Source organism: Sedimenticola selenatireducens DSM 17993 (assembly GCF_000428045.1).
Taxonomy (GTDB): domain Bacteria; phylum Pseudomonadota; class Gammaproteobacteria; order Chromatiales; family Chromatiaceae; genus Sedimenticola; species Sedimenticola selenatireducens.
On record NZ_ATZE01000008.1, the window covers coordinates 23,060 to 42,793 of the forward strand.

The 19,734-nt window shown below is 56.3% G+C and carries 14 protein-coding genes; 5 read left to right on the forward strand and 9 right to left on the reverse strand.

Annotated features, from left to right (window positions below; genetic code table 11):
• Positions 1-404 precede the first annotated feature (404 nt).
• Positions 405-1,604 (forward strand): hydrogenase small subunit, encoded by a 1,200-nt coding sequence (locus tag A3GO_RS0106720; RefSeq protein ID WP_029132752.1) that lies wholly within the window; start codon positions 405-407, stop codon positions 1,602-1,604.
• Positions 1,605-1,614: 10 nt separating this feature from the next.
• Entirely contained in the window at positions 1,615-1,998 is a 384-nt protein-coding gene (locus tag A3GO_RS0106725; protein ID WP_029132753.1) for an EF-hand domain-containing protein, read from the forward strand.
• On the opposite strand, the gene A3GO_RS22870 is transcribed toward A3GO_RS0106725, so the two are convergent.
• A complete protein-coding gene (locus A3GO_RS22870; RefSeq protein ID WP_051301910.1) occupies positions 1,999-2,724 on the reverse strand; it encodes a DUF169 domain-containing protein in 726 nt (241 codons plus the stop codon).
• A gap of 246 nt (positions 2,725-2,970) precedes the next feature.
• Positions 2,971-3,642 carry a cysteine hydrolase family protein gene (locus tag A3GO_RS0106735; RefSeq protein ID WP_029132754.1) on the reverse strand — a complete coding sequence of 224 codons (672 nt, stop codon included), beginning with the start codon at positions 3,640-3,642 and terminating at the stop codon, positions 2,971-2,973.
• 208 nt (positions 3,643-3,850) lie between these two features.
• On the opposite strand from A3GO_RS0106735, the gene A3GO_RS0106740 reads away from it, so the two are divergent.
• The gene (locus tag A3GO_RS0106740) at positions 3,851-4,822 is read left to right on the forward strand and encodes a calcium/sodium antiporter (protein ID WP_029132755.1); all 972 of its coding nucleotides are present in this window, start codon (positions 3,851-3,853) and stop codon (positions 4,820-4,822) included.
• A 212-nt stretch (positions 4,823-5,034) separates the two neighbouring features.
• Here A3GO_RS0106740 and A3GO_RS0106745 read toward each other — a convergent pair whose 3' ends face one another.
• The 7 genes from A3GO_RS0106745 to A3GO_RS0106775 all read right to left on the reverse strand — a co-directional run bounded on the left by A3GO_RS0106745 (position 5,035) and on the right by A3GO_RS0106775 (position 15,258).
• Complete coding sequence (locus A3GO_RS0106745; protein ID WP_037374826.1) at positions 5,035-5,736, reverse strand: MgtC/SapB family protein; 702 nt, start codon at positions 5,734-5,736, stop codon at positions 5,035-5,037.
• 115 nt (positions 5,737-5,851) lie between these two features.
• The gene (locus tag A3GO_RS0106750; protein WP_029132757.1) at positions 5,852-6,181 is read right to left on the reverse strand and encodes a hypothetical protein; all 330 of its coding nucleotides are present in this window, start codon (positions 6,179-6,181) and stop codon (positions 5,852-5,854) included.
• A 48-nt stretch (positions 6,182-6,229) separates the two neighbouring features.
• Positions 6,230-6,568 carry a hypothetical protein gene (locus A3GO_RS0106755; protein WP_029132758.1) on the reverse strand — a complete coding sequence of 113 codons (339 nt, stop codon included), beginning with the start codon at positions 6,566-6,568 and terminating at the stop codon, positions 6,230-6,232.
• A 143-nt stretch (positions 6,569-6,711) separates the two neighbouring features.
• Positions 6,712-9,768 carry an AAA family ATPase gene (locus tag A3GO_RS0106760; RefSeq protein ID WP_029132759.1) on the reverse strand — a complete coding sequence of 1,019 codons (3,057 nt, stop codon included), beginning with the start codon at positions 9,766-9,768 and terminating at the stop codon, positions 6,712-6,714.
• A gap of 1 nt (position 9,769) precedes the next feature.
• Positions 9,770-10,915: an exonuclease SbcCD subunit D gene (locus A3GO_RS0106765; protein WP_029132760.1), complete on the reverse strand. Its 1,146-nt coding sequence runs from the start codon at positions 10,913-10,915 to the stop codon at positions 9,770-9,772.
• Complete coding sequence (locus tag A3GO_RS0106770) at positions 10,912-14,013, reverse strand: efflux RND transporter permease subunit (RefSeq protein ID WP_029132761.1); 3,102 nt, start codon at positions 14,011-14,013, stop codon at positions 10,912-10,914. The genes A3GO_RS0106765 and A3GO_RS0106770 overlap by 4 nt, the downstream gene beginning before the upstream one ends.
• Before the next feature lie 9 nt (positions 14,014-14,022).
• Positions 14,023-15,258, reverse strand: coding sequence for an efflux RND transporter periplasmic adaptor subunit (locus tag A3GO_RS0106775; protein WP_245621682.1), 1,236 nt, complete (start codon positions 15,256-15,258; stop codon positions 14,023-14,025).
• Positions 15,259-15,653: 395 nt separating this feature from the next.
• Here A3GO_RS0106775 and A3GO_RS22875 point away from each other — a divergent pair, with 395 nt between their 5' ends.
• Together A3GO_RS22875 and A3GO_RS0106785 are read left to right on the forward strand one after the other, a co-directional pair.
• Positions 15,654-16,613: a diguanylate cyclase gene (locus tag A3GO_RS22875; protein WP_037374828.1), complete on the forward strand. Its 960-nt coding sequence runs from the start codon at positions 15,654-15,656 to the stop codon at positions 16,611-16,613.
• Between the two features lie 123 nt (positions 16,614-16,736).
• Positions 16,737-19,733, forward strand: coding sequence for an ATP-binding protein (locus A3GO_RS0106785; RefSeq protein WP_029132763.1), 2,997 nt, complete (start codon positions 16,737-16,739; stop codon positions 19,731-19,733).
• The last annotated feature ends 1 nt before the right edge of the window (position 19,734 follow it).

Genomic DNA, 19,734 nt, shown 5'->3' on the forward strand with positions numbered 1-19,734 from the left:
TCGCATATCAGCCAGCGGTTGTGAGACTCCACTATTTCAATATCGGCCATTTGTTCAAGACCTTGAGACATACTCTGGTATGGATATAGACAACTTGCGAAGTACCGGCATGCCCCGCCCTTCAGTGCAGAAAAGCCCGGCAAGGCGCTCAAACATGCTTGCGAATTAAAATTCATTTTGGACGCAATGAGCAGCGCTGCACCAGGCACCGGGACGCATGACAGAGACAGATCCAGGTTTGATCCAAATCAACATCACGGATAATATCCCACCGACAGATAGTGTAATGCTCAGCCTGTATACCCTAGAATGAGTACGCCACCCGATTCTGGAACGGGGGGATCCTAACCGACCTCACACCAGCCGTCTTCCACATTGTCGAGACAATCTAGGAAAGCACTACCATGCAGGGTCAAGGCATCGGAGAACATCCACTAATTCAACACGACATCAGCCGCCGGGGACTACTCAAATTCTGCAGCGCGATGGTATCTATGCTCGCCCTGCCTGCCGGGGTCGTACCCGTTTTCGCTGAACAGCTCAACAAGGCCCTCAGCCGCAGGCCGTCGGTGATCTGGCTCTCCTTCCAGGAGTGCACCGGTTGCACCGAATCCTTTACCCGCTCACACGCACCCACCATTGAATCACTGATATTCGATTACATCTCACTGGATTACCATCACACGCTGCAGGCCGCCGCCGGTGAAGCAGCGGAAGCCGCCCGAATGGAGGCGATGGAAAACCACTTCGGTAGTTATCTACTGATCGTAGAGGGTTCCATTCCTGTTGCCGATGACGGTATCTACTCCACCATCGCCGGCAAGACCAATCTACAGCTACTGCAGGAGTGCGTAGCCGGCGCCAATGCGGTAATCGCAATCGGCAGCTGCGCCACCTTTGGCGGTTTGCCGGCCGCCAGCCCCAATCCGACCGGCGCCAGCGGTGTGGCAGACCTGATGGAAAGTGGCCAGATTGAAACCAAACCGCTGATCAATCTACCGGGCTGCCCGCCCATTCCCATCGCCATTAGCAGCGTACTGGCCCACTTCCTGGTTTTCGAACAGTTCCCGGCACTGGACGCCTTGCGTCGTCCAATGAGCTTTTATGGCCGCACCGTGCATGAGCGCTGTTCCCGCTACCACTACTACGAGGAACAGAAGTTTGCCGAACAGTTTGATGATGAGGGTGCCCGCCAAGGCTGGTGCCTGTATAAACTGGGCTGTAAAGGACCGATTACCCACAATGCCTGCGCTGTCTACAAATGGAATGAGGGAACCAGTTTTCCGATTGAATCGGGCCATCCCTGCCTGGGCTGCTCAGAGCCAGGCTTCTGGGACAAGGGTGGTTTCTATATCAACCTGGACCAGATACTGCCACCGGTACCACCAGGCAACGAGATATCCGAGGCGGCCATAGAAGCCGGACAGCGACTCTATGAAGAGAACTGTATCTACTGCCATTCGGCCGACCCTTCGCAGTTTGCGACAGCGGCAGAAAAGATCCCCACTCTGCTGCGTTCAGAAACCATCCGCTCGCACAAGCGGCTGGACTTTTCTGACGACCAGCTCGATATCCTGGAAAAATACCTGGGCTCAAAAAAATGAGGGAGGGGCAATGAAAAGAGTCAATCCTCAATGGTCTTCACCACTGGCGGTGGCGCTGATACTGACTGGCGCCCTCAACCTGATGGTGGCGTTTGCCGCACCAGCGGAACCGTCACCCAACGCCGGCATTGGACCCCACACCGGTCCATTCTCCATCCATGACCTGGATCGGAACGGTGTGTTGAGCAGGGAGGAGTATCACCAGTTTCTTACCGCACTTGAACAGCGTCGAAAAGCGGCGGACGGGCCCGGCAAGAGTTACCCGCCACCTCTCCGTTTCGAGGAGATCGACCGTAACGCCGACGGTTATCTCAGCGAGGATGAGATGATCTCCGCGCTGAACAGACGGCTGGAGCGGCACAAGCGATACCGCAACCGCAGCGGCCGTTGGTGATTACGAGCTGAAACGCCTGGAATCCTCACTGGCATAGTTTGCCACCGTGCTGTCTATGACCGCCGTCGTTTTGATCATCTGCACCACCTCGGCCAGGCGGCTGCCCGGTATCGCACAGGTCATTTCGCTATTCGGCAGGCCGGTCCGCACGCGGCTGAGCATGCACCCGACACTGACGGCCACCGTCTCCTGCTCCTTGGCAATGGCGATGATGTGGCACTGCGGTTTGCCCTCAAAACGCAGGCCCGGGAGGGCGTCCGACAGGGTCATCGCCTGCTTGGCATTGATGCGTAGGAACACCACGTCGGGCTCTTCTTGTGAATCCTTTAACGGGCCATAGGTCACATAACGGAACCGCTCCTTAACAACCGGTATCTGCGGGAACATCTCCGCCGCCACCCATCCAGCTCCCACCAGCGCACCCACATCCGACTTGCTGCCGACCTCCTCCAGTGTCTTGAACCCATGGGTCACACTGCCCACGCTACAGTTGGCATGATCTCCCGCCACCGTGCTGAAGGTGTTAGTTGCAGCCTTCATCCAGAAAACACAACCGGCCGGAACACGCCCCGTACGACCATCTTCTGTTGGTGCTGGCATGGCGTCAGAAAAAAGGTCAACCCCGGGCACTGTTTCCTGGGTAAAACTGATCGCCAGCGGCTGGTGCTGCAACGCCAATGCGCTGACCAGATCCTCAGCCAGTTTTTGATTATTCTGTTGTGACATCGCTCTCTCCCTGACCAAGATTATTGGAGATGATCGCGCGGGTTGATGCCCTGAGCGCTCATTTCAGGTGTCATGAAGAACAACTTCACAGGACACTCCTTGGTGGAGTATAGGAGACACAAACAGTTTCATCCTTGACTGAGTACCCACCAGGACGGGGAACGAAGTATTGGCGGAATAACATTATCCGTGTTCATTTTCAGCCATTCACGGCTATTATTTTTTCCTGAATATGGCGGAGAACTGCTAGATGCCCATGATCTCCAGCAGTTCACCACTGCCAAGCACCTGACAATAGATCATGTTGATGATCTCCAGCTCCCGGTAGTGCAGTTCATCGGTACCGGCAGCACAGCCATCCTCGATCACGATCACATTGAAGCTTTCATCGGCCAGACTGCGCACTGTGGATGAGACACACTGATCGGTAAAAATCCCCGTCATCACCAGGTTTTTGACACCCATGTTGTGCAGTATCAGACGCAGGTTGGTGCCTGTCAGGGCGCTGTCGGTGGTTTTGGTGACTACCACCTCACCGGGCCGGGGGGCCAGCTCCGGAATGATCTGGGAACTCTCCTCATCCCTGGGCAACAGCAGGTAGTTCCAGCCCGGCTTTTTCTGGCTCAGGGAGCGGTCCCGCCCATCCGCCAGCAGACAGGCGATCCGGGCATGCAGCACATCCATGCCCTGTGCCCGGAAACGGGTCTGCAATTGCTGTACGGTCGGGATGACAACCTCACGCATGCGCTGAATAAACGGCGCCCAGCGCGTCCGCTGTGCCGGATCATCTGACAGTTGCATATAGATATTCTGGATATCTATAGTCAGCAAGACCGTCTCCTGTGGGGAGAGTATCAGATCCTCGGGCTCGGGTGCCCCCTGGTAATAGAATGAACGATAATCGGTTTTCCAACCCATACTTCCCCCGTTGGTGACTGTGCAGAGAACAGGCAGAGTGCACGCTGCCTGGTCAGACGTGGTACCACCGATTCACCGGTAAAAGACGACAGCCGGCATAAGCGGGTGGATAATATCCCTCGACAGCCAGGAACCGTATGCTTCGGGCCCGACGCTGGCAGATGGGGAAGATATTATCAGGTTTATTGCATCCAGATTTGGGAGATCCATGATTTCAGCAACACTTGCCATCACCTTTGGCCTGGCACTTCTCGTCTGGAGTGCCGACCGCTTTGTCGAGGGTGCGGCCGCCACTGCACGCCATTTCAGCATGCCGCCGCTCCTCATCGGCATGGTAGTCGTCGGCTTCGGCACTTCGGCCCCCGAGATGATTGTTTCGGCAATTGCTGCTTCTCAAGGGAATCCCGGGCTTGCTCTCGGGAACGCCTATGGATCGAATATTACCAATATCGGCCTCATCCTGGGTCTGACGGCACTAATCAGTCCCATCCTTGTGCAATCATTGGTGCTGCGCAGAGAGTTGCCGATCCTCAGTGCGGTCACGGCTTTGGCCGCCTGGCAGCTTTGGGATGGAGAGATCACCCGCAACGATGCCTTGGTGCTATTGGCCCTGTTCGGTGGATTGATGAGCTGGACTATTTGGCAAGGCATACGGAAGAAGGCCGATACATTGGGTAGCGAGATGGATAGGGAATTGAATATCCAAACCATGCGGATTGGCCAGGCAATTTTCTGGCTGAGCATAGGTCTGCTGCTACTGATTGTCAGCTCTCGTATCCTGGTCTGGGGGGCGGTAACGATCGCGTCTGGCTTTGGGGTCAGCGACCTGGTGATCGGCCTGACTATCCTTGCAGTTGGGACCTCCCTGCCAGAACTGGCCGCCTCAATCGTTGCCATCCGAAAAAAAGAACATGATATCGCACTTGGCAATATACTCGGATCCAACCTGTTCAATACGCTGGCCGTGGTGGGAATCGCCGGGATAATCCATCCCATGTCAGTGGACCCGGACGTCCTGGTACGGGACATACCGGTCATGGCTGTTCTGACCCTCTCACTGTTCCTTGTCGGTTACGGATTTCACGGCCCAGGCAGAATCAATCGATTTGAAGGTGCGATTCTGTTGTTCGGTTATATCGGCTACACCACCTACCTGGTGAGCACCGTCTTCAACCAGTGAAGGGGTTTAACAACAAGGCGAAGGTAATCAGCCACAAGGCCTAGGAACTCCACACTGCCAAGAGCTATATGCGAAATCTATATCACTGAATGACAGGGTTACCTTTACCGAAAACTGTGCATATATTTGTGTACCGAGCCACAAAGTTACTGTGTATTTCACCAAACAGCGGGAGCGAAATATATCGTAATGACGGAACTTGGAGCTCAGCTCTAGTCTCCGGTCGGCGAAATTTTGAATGAACACACATTGTCCTGTACCCGTAATGATTCTGCCAATGTGGCCATGTTTGCGGAATTCGTGGTGCGAATAATCATCCGATACTCGAATGACGATGTGTTGTCACCAACCCGATAGCTCATGTTCGCCACGGTAAAACCATGTTCCTGCAATACCCGCCTTATCTCACTTTCCGGCAACGCGGTATTGCGATCAAAACGTATGTGATAGTGCGCATAAAACTGGGAAGGCAGCTTGGTTTCAATCCAACGGAATACCGACAACGTCCCCAACGTCAACAAAGTAGCGACAACTGCCGGAAAGTAAAATCCAATGCCAATCAGAATACCGATGGCGGCCGTGATCCAGATCGACGCCGCTGTGGTCAGTCCCCTGACACTCAGCCCTTCCTTGAATATCACTCCGGCACCCAGAAAACCGATTCCGGTCATAATGCCTTGGGCCATGCGGGCTGGATCGGCACGCACCGTATCCAGGAGTGTCTGGGGCAGCCATTTCCACTGAAAATAGGTCACCAGCATCAATGTGCTGGACGCCATACAGACCAGCACATGGGTGCGGAATCCTGCCGGTCTGGCATGAAAACTCCGTTCAAGACCAATGGCGCCCCCGACGACCATTGCGCCCACAAGATGACCAATAATGATTAAGCCAGTGGTATCCAGGTCACTCATTTTTGCCGAAATAGTCCAGTTAATGTTGCGTATACCGAAAGTGTAGGCACACTTCCTGACAACGCAACCGTGCCGGGACAGTGCAGTTCAATCTACCAATTACACTCAACAACAGTTACACCAGGTAAAACCAGGCCTCGGCGTTTTGCCGGTCAATATGAATACTGATTTCACAATAGGCATGTTCCGACACCGGATCGTCACCACAACTGCAACCGGCAATGATCTCGCTGAAAAACACACCGACCTGAACGACAAGCTGTTGCGCAGTGGCTGATTTATCCAGCAGGGTGAACTCCAGATCGGAATCATCCACATAGCCACCCTGTGCAACCCCCTGCTGTAGCGGCAGGATGCCCGGCGCAAGGGCCAGCAGTTCATTTTTCAGTGACTGTTCAAATGATTTGGTCGGCCAGTCGTGCAGGGCTTGTTGCAGTTTTATCAAGGGGTATCCTGTTGTGCTCTTGATATACGGTTTATATGCACACCCGAATCACGGTTTCACATCAATGCATTCAGTCACCGGGTCCTGCTCACTACCGCTATCTTTACAATACCGCAACCGACCGTCGGCATGGCCGATCCAGGCGCGTCGATCACTGTTGCTGATATCGGTTACGGCAGAGCCATTCGCCTTGATTGCCGTGGTACAAGTTGTCCAGTACGGCACGGCGGTCCCACCGCCACCGTTGCAGAAACGCACGCTGCCGTCGCTATAACCAATCCAGGCACCGTTGACGCCATTAACGCTGATGACACTGACGCCGCTGGCAGCAATCACCGAGCCGGTCAGCAATGCCAGCAGGGGTAAACTTATCCATATTCTGCTCATGACCACTCCTCTGTCATTTTTATACACAGGATCGGTGGCTGGATTATTTGTCACCGACCACTCAGCACAAAACCAGTCAGGGATAGACCTGATTGGTTTTACCATTGTAGATCAGTTCTCCGGGTAGTTGGATACGGAAGCATTCAGGGAGTGACCAGCTTTACCCGGCTCCCCTCCCGACTGCTGCTGATGTCCAGGCGCAGCGGCATCTGCTCCTTCAGTTCAGCCACGTGGGAGATCACGCCGATCATACGGCCCGATGACTGCAGATCAATCAACGTGCGGATCGCCAGGTCGAGGGACTCGGGATCGAGTGAACCGAATCCCTCATCAATAAACAGGGTGTCGAGCCGGATACCACCGGAATAGGCCTGCACCACATCGGATAGGCCCAGGGCCAGGGAGAGCGCGGCCAGAAAGCTCTCACCACCGGAGAGGGTGGCCACCGGACGGCACTTGCCGGTGTAGGCATCCTCCACCTCCAGTTCCAGGCCCGATGCCCGGTTGCCCTTGGCCCGCTCACTCTTGCGCAACAATTGGTAGCGTCCCTTGCTCATCAATTGCAGACGCCGACTCGCCTCCACCAGCACATCGTCCAGCAACACGCTGAGCACGAAGCGCTGCAGGCTGACCTTGTCGCCGGTCTGGCCATTGGCCACATCGCTGAGGGTACCGATCAGGGCGTACTGCTGCTCCAACTCCACGCACTGGCGTTCGCTCTGCTGCAGTGTTTCCCTGGCATCCTGTAACTGGCCCTGCCGTTTATCCAGTTGACGCCACACCTGGTCGGCGGTGGCCCTGGTTTCGGTCACTGAAGCCAATTGCCGTTCCAGGGCTGGGATGTCCGGTGCCGCATGACCCTCCAGGGCTGCCTGTTGCTGTCGCAGCGCTCCACTGGTTTGTTGGACCGTCTGCTCATAGTCGCGCACCGTCTGCTGCAGCCGGGACCATTCGTCTTCGCTGAGCAAGGCCCCGAGAAACCCTGCCTCGTCGGCAATCGGGCTGCTCTTCAGGGCTTCCATCCATTGCTCCTCCGCCCGCTGTGCGGCAGCCTGCGCCGACACCTGGGACTCTTCCGCTGACTGGCAGGTGGCCTTGGCGGAGGCATGGGCACTGCTGGCCTGTTGGTGCCGGGAACGGGCCTCACTGATCACCCGATTCAGCCGCTCGATTTCCGCACCGGTCTCGCGGATCACACGGTCAAGCAACCCCGGCTCACGATAATCGGCGGGTAGTTCCTGCTCGGCACTCTTCAGCTCACTACTGGCAGCGGCCAACGCAGAACGCTGCGCCATTACCTGGGCATTGAGTCGTTCCAGACGGGCGCGGCGTTTCTCCTCGTCCAGTTTCTGTTCACCATCCCGGGTATCCAGGGACTGCAATTTTTGCCGGATGGACGCCTGTCTCTCCACGGCCTGCTGGAGTGTCTGCTGTTGCTGCTGAAGCTGCTGCAGCGACAAATCCTTCACCTCGCCCAACTGTTGTGCCAGCTCGTTGATGCGGTCATCCAGGCTCGCGATTTCACTCTTTTTTCGGGTGTAGTCATCACGCGCCGTATTCAGCCGCTCCTGAGCCGCCTGCACCGCCAGACGTGCCTGCTCCAGGGTTGACTGGCCCGGCAGATCGCCGGCGGACTCGGCCGGTGCCGGATGCTCCCGGCTGCCACAGACCGGGCAGGGTTGATCCGCTTGCAGCTCCCGGGCCAGCAGGGCCGCCTGTCCCTGATGCCAGGCCAGTTCGACGCGCTTGCAGGTATCGGCCTGGTCCTGAAGCTCCGCCGCCAACCGCTTGCCCGTCTGCCCGGCCTGATCCAACTCCTGCCGCTGTCGCTCACGCTGTCGGAACCAGCTATCCAGGGTGGTTTTATCCCTCACCTGATCGCTGATCTGCTTGAGCTGCAACGGGGCATCGTGCAACTGGTTGAGCCGCGCCTGCTGCCGACTCAGCTCATGCTGGAACTGCTCCCGCTGTTGGAGAATCTGTTGCAGTTCAGCCTGTACCTTCTGCTGTGCAGCCAGAACTTCCTGCTCAGCCGCTTCCGCCATTTTCAGCTGTTTAACCGCATGGGCCAGCCGCACAGCACGCTGTTGATACCCCTGCAGGGTAGCCAACTGCCGCTTCTGCTGATCCAGGGTTTCACTCAGTGCCTCGCTCTGTTTCAGCGTCGCTTCCGCGTCTGCCAGTGCCTGTCGGGCCTGTTCCAATACCTGTTGTGACTGCTGCCGTTTTTGTCGCGCCTCCTGCAGTGCCTCACGGGCTATCGACCAGCGATCGAACAGCGGCTTGAGTCGACCGGCCTGCTCTGCCCGCTGCAGTCGTTGCTGCATCAGCTTGATCTCATCCTGCCGCTGTTCGAGTCCGGCCTGCTGCTGTTGCAGTTTCGCCAACCGCGCAAACCCGTCTTGAAGATGCCGCGCCTGCTGCAGCGCCTGCACTGCCTCTGCATGTTGACTCTCCGCCACCCGTTGTCGCGCCTGGGCCTGTTCCAGCTCCGGTTGCAGTGCCTGCAACGCCTCATTCAACTGTGCCGGTGTCTCAAGACCGATCCCCTGCAGGATGCCCTGCTGGATCTGTCGTCCCTTTTCCACCTCACGCCGGATTCCGGCCGACTGTGCCTTCAACCGCTCTTCCAGTTGTCGGTAGGTCCGGGTCTGGAACAGTTGACTGAAGATCTCCTCCCGCTGCCTCGATTCGGCCAGCAGCAGCTCCCGGAACTTCCCCTGGGGCAACACCATTACCTGGCGAAACTGCTCCACGCTGAGACCGGTAAGCTGTTCAATCTCCCGGGTTGCCTCGCTCACCTTGCTTGGGACCAACAGGCGCTCGCTACCGTCCGGATCGATAGCCCAGAGCTGGGCCTCGGTTGACTGGGTGGTGGTCCCGTCGCCCCGCGCCTTGGGCCGTTGCTGTTCCGGCACCCGGCGGATACGGTAGCCCCGCCCCGCCAGCTCGAAACTGAAGATCACTTCGGTCAGGGTGTCGTCAGCGGCATAATCACAGCGCATCTGGCTCCCCTCCCGCTCATCACCGGTGGTGCGGCCATAGAGGGCGAAGCAGATAGCATCGAGGATGGTGGTCTTGCCCGAACCGGTGGGACCGTTGATCAGGAACAGGGGGTTTTCACCCAGCCGTTCAAACGGGATGGTTTCGGATGCCTGAAAAGGCCCGAAGGCACACATGGTGAGACTCAGAGGCCGCATCTCAGCCCTCTCCCTCTTCCCGGTGTATCTGCTCCAGCAGATCGGCAATCAGGGCCTGCTGTTCGGGTGTCAGCGAGTCTCCCCGCACCTGCCGGTAGAAGTCCTGGAACATGGCCAGTTCACCGCGCTTCAACTGATCCCGCTGCAGGGTGTGCTGTTCACTACTCGCCATCAGCCCCGGACGCTCCAGGTGCAGCACGTTGGGATAGACCGCCCGCAGCTTGCCCATGATGTCGAGGATGGCGTGACTGTCGGTCAGGCGTACCAGCAGGTAGTCATCGCGCTGCGGATCATCCTGCCCCTGCGCCAGCAATTGTTCCAGCTCGCCCTCCAGGATGCGCATGTCGTGCAGCGGCTGGAGATCCACCTGCTCGATCTGGCTGATGCCCGCCCCATCCAGATCCACCAGGGTCACCGACTTGTGGTGCCGGGCTTCGGAGAAGGAGTACTTGAGGATCGAGCCGGCATAGCGGATATGCTCCGCCCCCCGGAACTGGCGGCCATGCAGATGGCCCAAAGCGACATAATCGAAGGGCTGGAAATGGCCGGGTGAGACCCACTCGGCACCGCCGATGGAGAGAGGTCTCTCCGATTCAGAGACCTCGCCACCGGCCAGGAAGCAGTGACTCAGCAACACACAGGGAGAGCGCCCGGCATTATGCTCCAGGATCCGGCCGGTGAGAAAACCCATCGCCTCGTCATGGCTGGCGACCTCGTTATCGAACAGCTGTCGAACACTGGCCGGGTCGGCATAGGGAATGGCGTAGAAGGCCACTTCATCACCCGGTGGACCGAGCAGGATCGGTTGTGGCTCCGGCGTCAGATGGCCAACGATGTGCAGCCCGGCCCTGGTCAGGTGCCGGGCGCCGAACGCCAGCCGTTCCGGTCCGTCGTGATTGCCGGCAATCATGATCACCGGCACCTCCAGTTCCAGGCAGATGCGGTTCAGCACCTTATCCAGCAGTGCCACGGCGGCGGCCGGCGGCACTGAACGGTCATAGATATCACCGGCCACCAGCACCACATCCACCCGTCGGGCCTCGATCAGGTCGGTAATCTGCTGCAATACATGGCGCTGATCTTCCAGCAGGGAAAGATTGTGAAACTGTCGGCCGATATGCCAGTCGGCGGTATGCAGTATTCTCATTGCTCCATCAACCGCTTCCAGCCGGCTATACCCTGCTCCATCAACAGATAGTTCACCGGCACCAGTAGCAGCGTGATAAAGGTGGCAAACAGGATGCCAAATCCAAGCGAAACCGCCATCGGGATCAGAAACTGCGCCTGGGTGGACTGCTCGAACAGCAGCGGCATCAACCCGCTAAAGGTGGTCAGCGAGGTAAGCATGACCGGACGGAAGCGCGCCACGCCGGCATTCAGGATCGCCTCCTGCAAACCACCGGACTGTTTGTGATTGTTGATGAAGTCCACCAGTACCAGGCTATCGTTCACCACCACACCCACCAGGGCCATCATTCCCAGCAGACTGAGCATGGTGAGATCCATGCCCATGATCCAGTGTCCGGCCAGCGCACCGATGGCACCGAACGGGATAATCGACATGACAACCAAAGGCTGCAGATAGGATTTGAACGGGATAGCCAACAGGCCGTAAATGACAAACAGCATAATCCCCAGCCCGATGCCCAGGGAGCCGAACGACTCCTGTTGCTCCTTCATCTCGCCCTCAAAGCTGTAACTGACGCCCGGATACTGCAACAGCAGATTGTCGAGAAAATCGCTCAACTCACCCTGCAGTATGGTCATGTTGGCCGTTGCCTTGTTGATATCAGCGGCTACCTTGACGGTACGGTATCGGTTAATGCGGATAATTGAAGTGGGACTCTTGCCCGGCTTGAGTGTAACCACCTGGCCCAGAGGCACGTTTAGCCCGCTGGCGTTGGTGATGCGCAGATCCTCCAGATTGGCTACCGATTTGCGCTCGGATTCAGGGTAACGCACCATCACCCGGATATCCTCCCGACCACGCTGTATCCGCTGTACCTGAAAACCGTAGAAGGCATTACGGATCTGGTTGAGTACATCCGAACGGGTCAGCCCCAGGGCATGGGCCTCATCCTTCAACTCAATCTGCAACTCCTGTTTGCCATCCGACAGGGTATCGCTGATATCGAACACCGCCGGATAGAGCGCCAGCCGCTCCTTCGTCTTGTCCGCCACTTCCGAGAGCGCGGCAAAATCAACTCCGGAGAACTGGATCTCGATCGGGTCGGAGATACGGCCAATCTCCGCCCGGAAGGTGAGACTCTCGGCACCGGGGATCACTCCGATCATCTTGCGCCACTCCCGCACCAGTTCGATACTGGTGACCTGCGATATACGATCTTCCGGCGCCACGATCTCGAACATCACCAGACCGGTGTGGGAGCCGGAACCACGCGCACCACTGGAGCCGGTGGTGGACTGGATATCCAGCACCAGATCGACCCCCTCCCCATCGCGATACTTCCGCTTCAGGCTAAAGGCAGCATCGGTAATCTTGCGGATATAGCGATCGGTCACTTCAAACGGCGTGCCGGTAGGCATGGTCAGGGAGGCGCGCGCCAGTTCACTCTGTACCCGGGGCCAGAAAGTAAAGCGGGTCCAGCCGGTGGTGGCCAGGGTTACCATGATCAGCAGAATGCCACCGAACAGCACCAGGGTGCTCCAGCGGTGATCCAACGCCGTTTTCAACACTGGCCGGTAATAGCGCAGGATTGCCCGCTCAAAACCATCGGCAAAGCCCTGCTGGAATCGTTCCAGCAATCCGGGTTGATGGCGTTCCGAGCGCAGCTTGATATGTTTGAGGTGAGCCGGCAGGACAAACTTGGACTCGATCAACGAGAACAGGAAGATCGGGATCACCACGATGGGGATCTGGGCAAACAGCAGGCCCCGACGCCCCTCAATAAAGGCCAGCGGCAGAAACGCAGCGATGGTGGTGAGAATACCAAAGGTGACCGGCACGGCAACCTCCCGGGTACCCCGTATCGCCGCTTCCAGTCCATTCTCGGCATGCCGCAGGTGAGTGTAGACATTCTCACCGGTGACGATGGCGTCATCCACCACGATACCCAGCACCAGCAGGAAAGCGAAGAGACTGAACACATTCAGGCTGACATCAAAAAAGGGCATGGCCACGAACGCACCCATGAAGCTGACGGGCACGCCGATAAACACCCAGAAGGCGATGGATGGACGCAGGAACAGGGTCAACAGCAGCAACACCAGGACACCACCCTGAATGGCATTGTTGGTCAGGGTCTGCAGGCGCTTCTTCACAATGCGGGAACGGTCCCGCCAGGTGGTCATCTCAACCCCCTGTGGCAGTGAGGCCTGACGCTCCGCCACATAGGCCTTCACCTTGTCCGCCACGTCAATGGCGCTCTGATCCCCCACCCGGAACACATCCACAAAGCCGGCCATCTTGCCGTTGAAGCGGCTGCGCAGCGGCGACTCCTCGAATCCGTCATTGACCCGGGCCAGGTCCTTCACCCGGACAATACTGCCGTCCGGATGGGTCAGCACAATGATGCTGTCAAACTGATCGCGGCGGTAGGCTTGCCCCTTGGAACGGATCAGGATCTCTCCGGCATCGGCCTTGATATTCCCCGCTGAAAGATCCAGCGCACTGTTGGAAATCGCCTGCGCCACCTCACGCAGGCTGATGCCATACTGGCGCAAACTATCCTCGGACATCTCAATCGCGATTTCATAGGCGCGCACCGAATCCAGCTCTACCTGGGTGATGCCGGGGATACGCAGCAGATCATCACGTACCTGTTCCGTCAATCCGCGGATCTCCCGCTCCGGATAGTGGCCCGCTATCGCAACAGTGATCACTTCCCGTCGCCAGGTGGCCAGGCTGACCACCGGCTTCTCCGCATCGACCGGCAGGTTGTTGATGGAGTCGACGCGGCTCTTGATATCGGCCAGCATCTCCCGGGGATCATAACCGTTGTCAATCTCCAGACCGATGCTGGCAGTACCCTCGGACGAACGACTGGTGATCTCCTTGATCCCTTCCAGATCCTGTACCGCCTCCTCGACCAGAATGGCTATACCCTGCTCCGCGTCCTCCGGGGTGGCGCCGGGCAGGCTGATCTCCACATTGACCTGCTGCGCCTCCAGGGTCGGAAACACTTCGAGCGGGATACGAAAATAAAGCGACGACAGCCCCAGAATCAGCAGACTCACCATCAGCAGATTGGCGGCCACATGGTTACGTGCAAACCAGGCGATCATGGGCGAAACCTAGTTAACTGTAGCGGCATCGGATGATCGCCCGGTGGATTTATTACCCTGCTCGGCAGTCCTCTTGACGTTATCCGGTTTGCCGCCTGCCATGTTTTTTACCGGCGTGCCACTGCTGACCTGACCAAGCGGGGTCAATACCAGCTGATTGCCGGGTTTGAGACCACTATTGATCAGCGACTCATGGTTGTTCTGCCAGGCCACCTCTATCTCCGTGCGCTGTAACAGCCCTTGGTCAAACAGATAGACATAGCTGCCCTGATAAATGGCCGAGTTGGGGATGACAATGGCTCCCGGCAGGGTGCGCCCCTGGATCTGCGCAGTGACATACTGTCCGATCTTCAATGGCCGCCGCCCATCCTTGTTCACCAGATAGGGGTTTTCGATCTGCGCTGTCACATAGAGCTGTTGACTCTGCTCGTCGATGGCGCCGGCAGTGCGTACCAGGGTGGCAGGCCACTGTTCCGGGGCGGTACCCAGATTGTTAATAATAGTCACCGAGGGCAGATGACTCTGGCCGGAGCCTTCATTGCGATAATTTTCCGGCAACTCCACATAACCGAGTTCACTGTTTTTCAGCGGCAGCCGCACCTCCACCCGGTCGGTAGCGTAGATTCTCGCCAGCGCCTGGTTATTCGATACCACCACGCCACGATCCACACTACGGGAGAGAATCCGCCCGGCGTAGGGCGCCTTGATCTCGGTTCTTTCAACCGCCAGTCTGGCCTGGGCCAGTTTTGCCTGGGCGGCGTCGATTTGCGAGCGGGCCGCTGCGAGTTGCGGTTTGCGCAAGGCGTAGTCCGATGCCAGCCCCTGTTTGTTGAGGATCGCCCGATCCTTTATGGCCTGATCCGCCAGTGCCTGCTGTTCCTCAAGATTCACCTTGGCATTGGCCAGCTCCGCCGCGGCAATATCCACCTGAATCTTGTAATCACGGGGATCGATGGTGATCAGGGTCTCCCCCGCCTCAAAAAAACCCCCATTACGAAAGTTGGGGCTGACATCGATAATCTGTCCGGACACCTGGGCCACCAGTTCGCCCTCGGTGCGCGGTTGTACCCGGCCAAAGGAGTTGACCACTACGGTATAGTCGCGCGGCATCAATTGCGCGGTCTCTACGGTAATGACGGGGGTGGGAGGCGTATCACGTATTGCCGCAACCGGTTTGAAGTGGGAGATCAACTGTGTGACGCCAATAAACAGGGCCAACAAAAGCAGCGGCAATAGCTTGCGCATTATCATACTCAACAGATAGATATTATTGTATTTGTGACGCTACAACGGATTGTAACGGTCCGTGTACACACACCCGCCGTCCAGGCAGCATGGCACACGGCGCTAAACAGGCCATTCTAGGCCCTTCCTCCTCCCATGAAAAGACACCGGCTTTCCACTTGGGTTCCACGCCTGATGACAAATGAGCACAGCCTGCCCGGCCATTAAACCGGGGATCGTAACCACTTTTCGCCCCAAATCCTCAATCAGCCTGTAGCCGTAATCCCGGCATATCGCTTAATCGATAGATTATTTCCTATTTTTCCTATTCCTTTCTGCCGCCACATATTTTTACTATTCTGTGAGATGGGGGGAATGGAATATCAATCATCTTAATCCAAAGGTTGCCACCCGATATGCAGACAGAAGTACGTAAGGAAAAGACCGTTCTGATTATTGACGACAGTCCGATCAATATCGAGTACCTGGCACAGGTGCTTAAGTCGGAATACCATATCAAGGTGGCCAATAGTGGTGAATCCGGTATAGAGGCGGCGCGTAATCAGCAGCCTGATCTGATACTGCTGGATATTGTCATGCCGAACATGGATGGATACGAGGTTTGCCGCCACCTGAAGGCCAGCGATGGGACGCGTAAAATACCCATTATTTTCATCACCACCAAAAATGAGATAGAAGACGAGACGCGCGGACTCGAACTGGGTGCTGTCGACTACATCACCAAGCCCTTCCGGACACCCATCGTAAGAGCACGTGTAAGAACGCATATTCAACTGAAGCACAACAGCGATCTATTGGAAAAACTGGCGCTGATCGATGCCCTGACCAATTTGCCGAATCGCCGACGTTTTGAGCAGATACTGAAGCGTGAGTGGGCCCGCTGTCGTCGGTCGCAAGAACCGATATCGATCATCATTCTCGATATCGATCACTTCAAACAGTTTAATGATCACTACGGCCATCTGGCGGGAGACCGCTGCCTGAGCCGGGTCGCCCAGGCGCTGCCGATACCGCTGAAACGACCCGCCGACAGCATCTTCCGATACGGCGGAGAAGAGTTCATCGCGGTCCTGCCCGAAACCGAACACAGCGTGGCGCTGAACCTGGCTGAAAAGATGCGCGTCCAGGTCGCCAAATTGTTGATTCCCCATGCCCGCGGCATCAGTACCCACCCTTATATCAGCATCAGCCTCGGGGTGACCACGAACACACCCAATTCCCGGAGCACTCCGCGCACCCTTGTGCAGCTGGCGGACAAAATGCTCTATGCCGCGAAAAACGCCGGACGAAACTGCGTCAGGGGCAAAATATTCAGCAATGAAACAAGTTTCCAGACAAATCCGGAAAGCGTCTAGTATGACGCTATTCACGGCAATACGTTTAACAATCAACTATACAATTAACCAAGCTGTCGCACGTCTGGAACTGTCCACCGTCCTTTATTGATCCATGCACCACACCAGGACCCTGCGTATTGTATGAGTATCAAGTTGAAGTTCATCCTGTTCACTCTCAGCATGGTCATTATGCTCATGCTACCAGTTGCCACCGGCGGCTACTGGATTATCAACCGGATTGTTTTCCATCTGTATGAAGACAGCTTCACACGAGAAGTGGCAAACATTAACAACACCATCAGGGAGAGCGTAATCCGACTTAAACCCACTGGCATACTTTCGCAGGAGGACTATCTCAAGGCCGAAAAAGAGCACCTGATTTCCAAACTGAAGCGCTACAGGTTTGGTGAAACTGGCGGCCTGACCATCCTGGATAGCGAAGGCAATGTGTTGTTGATGTCGCTCGCCAATAGACACGCACCACCTGCTGTCGACCTGATTACCGAATCCCTGTCGGACCAGGGAACAGGCAGTTTAAGCTACCACTCCGGCGGCGACTCCATGTTTGCGGTATTTGCCAAATCGGCATGGGACTGGACATTGATCCTGACCATCACTCAGGCCGAAATGTTTATGCAGCGCAATTTCTTCGCCCTCCTCGCCCTGCTGCTGACATTGATCCCGCTGGTCAGCGTCAGCCTGCTTTTCCTGATCTTCTATGAACGCTTCTATAAACAGATCCAGCAAACACTGGAGGCCTTGAAGCTGATCGAAAAGGGTCGACTGGACACCCGCATTGCCAATCCCGCGAACAACGAGCTGGGTCAGGTTCAGTCCGGCATCAACAGCATGGCCAACACGCTGAACGACCTCATCTCAAACCTGGAGCAGCGCGTCGACCGTCAGACCCACGACCTGCGTCACTCAAAAGAGCTGGCGGAGGCTGCCAATCAGGCAAAGAGTGAATTTCTCGCCAATATGTCACACGAAATCCGCACACCGATGAATGGTGTACTTGGCATGTGTCAATTGCTGCAGTCGACCCCGCTTACCCAGAAACAACAGCTCTACCTCAACACCATCAGCGCGGCGGCCAATTCACTGCTGGTCATTATTAATGACATCCTGGATTTCTCGAAAATTGAAGCTGGAGAATTGAAATTCGAGCACAGCCCCTTCAATCTGAATCAGGTACTGGAGGAGATTGCCGACCTGATGATTCCGGCGGTGGCGCAAAAGCGCTTGAAGTTGGCGTATGACATTTCACCCGACATTGATGATCAGATTATTGGAGACAGCCTGCGGCTCAAACAGGTACTGACCAACCTGATCAACAATGCGGTAAAATTCACGCGACAGGGACATGTAATGTTGCGTGTAAATATTCAAAACCGTGATCGGAACCAACTGATATTGGCATTTGCAGTCGAGGATACCGGACCGGGAATTCCGCCGGATCAAGTGGAGCGACTGTTTCGCCCCTTTACCCAGGCGGACGCCTCAACCACCCGCCGCTTCGGCGGCAGTGGACTGGGACTCAGTATCTGTCAGCGTCTGGTGAGAAAAATGGGTGGTGAAATCAGCGTCACATCACAACCGGGCGGCGGCAGCTGCTTTAGCTTCTACGCATCTTTCGAACGACTTGAGCAATCCACTGACACCCCGGAGACAAGCCCGTCGGCATTAGTGGGAAAATCCGTTACCCTGCTCTCCGACGATCCCTTTATTAACCAAACTGTCCTTAGATATCTCGAGGATTTTGGCTGCACCACTCATCACTTCAATAGCATGGAGCATTTTGAAGACGCACTCATAGAATCAGATTCACGTGCTGCACCCGATATTCTGATTGTCGACACTTCCGCTATCGGTGATTCAGATACCACATTGAAAAAAACCGTCAACACCTGCCCAACAACCAACAAATGCCAAATCCTGCTGCTATACAGCTTTGAGGATGAGCGTAATGGGTTACTCGATAATGTAATACAAAAGCCACTGACCCAGGACAAGCTGGAAGCGACACTGCTGAAGATGCTCAACCCCGACCTGCCGCACAAACACTTAAAACGCCGTTCATCACAACTGGAGGAGATTGATCAACTGGCCGGCATGCACATACTGCTCGCCGAGGATACGGCATTGAACCAACAGGTGGTTACCGAGCTGCTGAATCAGCTGGGCGTCTCGGCCTCCCTGGCAGACAATGGAAAAGATGCACTGAAAATACTTGAGGAATTGGGTATTGAGGAGTTTGATGCCGTCATGATGGATATTCAAATGCCGGTCATGGACGGTTTTGAAACCACACGCAGAATACGCAAACATCCACTATTAAAATCCATACCGGTCATTGCCATGACCGCCAACGCCATGACCGGCGACCGTGAGCAGTGTCTGGCTGCCGGTATGGATTTATACCTGACCAAGCCGATAAATCGGGACGATCTGATCAAGGCACTGAGCCAGTCCCTGCAACTCACCGGCGAAAACACCGAGATCGCGGATACAAGTGTACAACCGCAGCCACACACCCTCCCGGCTATTGATCTGGAGACGCTACTGGGTCGTTTTGAGGGTGATCATGCGCGTGTACTCCGTTTATTGTTACAGGCTGAAGATAGCTTCCAGTCCGACCTGATGCAGATCAGACACTCCCTGGAAAGCCAGGATTGGCAGTGTCTTGCTCAGTCCCTGCACCGGCTCAAGGGCGTCGCCGGCAATATGGCCACGATGGGGCTTTACCATCGCTGCGCCGCCATGGAGTCCGCCCTTGCCGGGGGTGAAACCGATCAGCTGATAGCCAACTACCAGGAACTGGAGACCGAGCTGGACCGGGTTATCAAACGCATCAGCATCCTCTCTGAGCAACTGGCGGCGAAAAACGCCCAGCTAAACAGAGCATCTGCCAATCACGCCATTATCGATCTGTTACCGATATTGCGGCAATTGCGGGAGCAGATAAGTCAGCACGACCTTGTAGAGAGCGTTACTGTTGATACTCTCGAGCGGGAGATCGATAACTCCAACCATCCAGAAACCATCACGCTGCTGGTACAGCAATTACGGGCATTCAACTACCCGGCGGCAATCAAGCCGCTGGAACAGCTTATCGCGCAACTGGAGAGCGACCATTAAG

Bases quoted from the DNA above. Each gene is read 5' to 3' on its own strand.
- A3GO_RS0106725 (WP_029132753.1), top strand. From the start codon at position 1,615: ATGAAAAGAGTCAATCCTCAATGGTCTTCACCACTGGCGGTGGCGCTG.
- A3GO_RS0106755 (WP_029132758.1), bottom strand. From the start codon at position 6,568: ATGAGCAGAATATGGATAAGTTTACCCCTGCTGGCATTGCTGACCGGC.
- A3GO_RS0106735 (WP_029132754.1), bottom strand. From the start codon at position 3,642: ATGGGTTGGAAAACCGATTATCGTTCATTCTATTACCAGGGGGCACCC.
- A3GO_RS0106740 (WP_029132755.1), top strand. From the start codon at position 3,851: ATGATTTCAGCAACACTTGCCATCACCTTTGGCCTGGCACTTCTCGTC.
- A3GO_RS0106745 (WP_037374826.1), bottom strand. From the start codon at position 5,736: ATGAGTGACCTGGATACCACTGGCTTAATCATTATTGGTCATCTTGTG.
- A3GO_RS22875 (WP_037374828.1), top strand. From the start codon at position 15,654: ATGCAGACAGAAGTACGTAAGGAAAAGACCGTTCTGATTATTGACGAC.
- A3GO_RS22870 (WP_051301910.1), bottom strand. From the start codon at position 2,724: ATGTCACAACAGAATAATCAAAAACTGGCTGAGGATCTGGTCAGCGCA.
- A3GO_RS0106720 (WP_029132752.1), top strand. From the start codon at position 405: ATGCAGGGTCAAGGCATCGGAGAACATCCACTAATTCAACACGACATC.
- A3GO_RS0106785 (WP_029132763.1), top strand. From the start codon at position 16,737: ATGAGTATCAAGTTGAAGTTCATCCTGTTCACTCTCAGCATGGTCATT.
- A3GO_RS0106760 (WP_029132759.1), bottom strand. From the start codon at position 9,768: ATGCGGCCTCTGAGTCTCACCATGTGTGCCTTCGGGCCTTTTCAGGCA.
- A3GO_RS0106770 (WP_029132761.1), bottom strand. From the start codon at position 14,013: ATGATCGCCTGGTTTGCACGTAACCATGTGGCCGCCAATCTGCTGATG.
- A3GO_RS0106765 (WP_029132760.1), bottom strand. From the start codon at position 10,915: ATGAGAATACTGCATACCGCCGACTGGCATATCGGCCGACAGTTTCAC.
- A3GO_RS0106775 (WP_245621682.1), bottom strand. From the start codon at position 15,258: ATGCGCAAGCTATTGCCGCTGCTTTTGTTGGCCCTGTTTATTGGCGTC.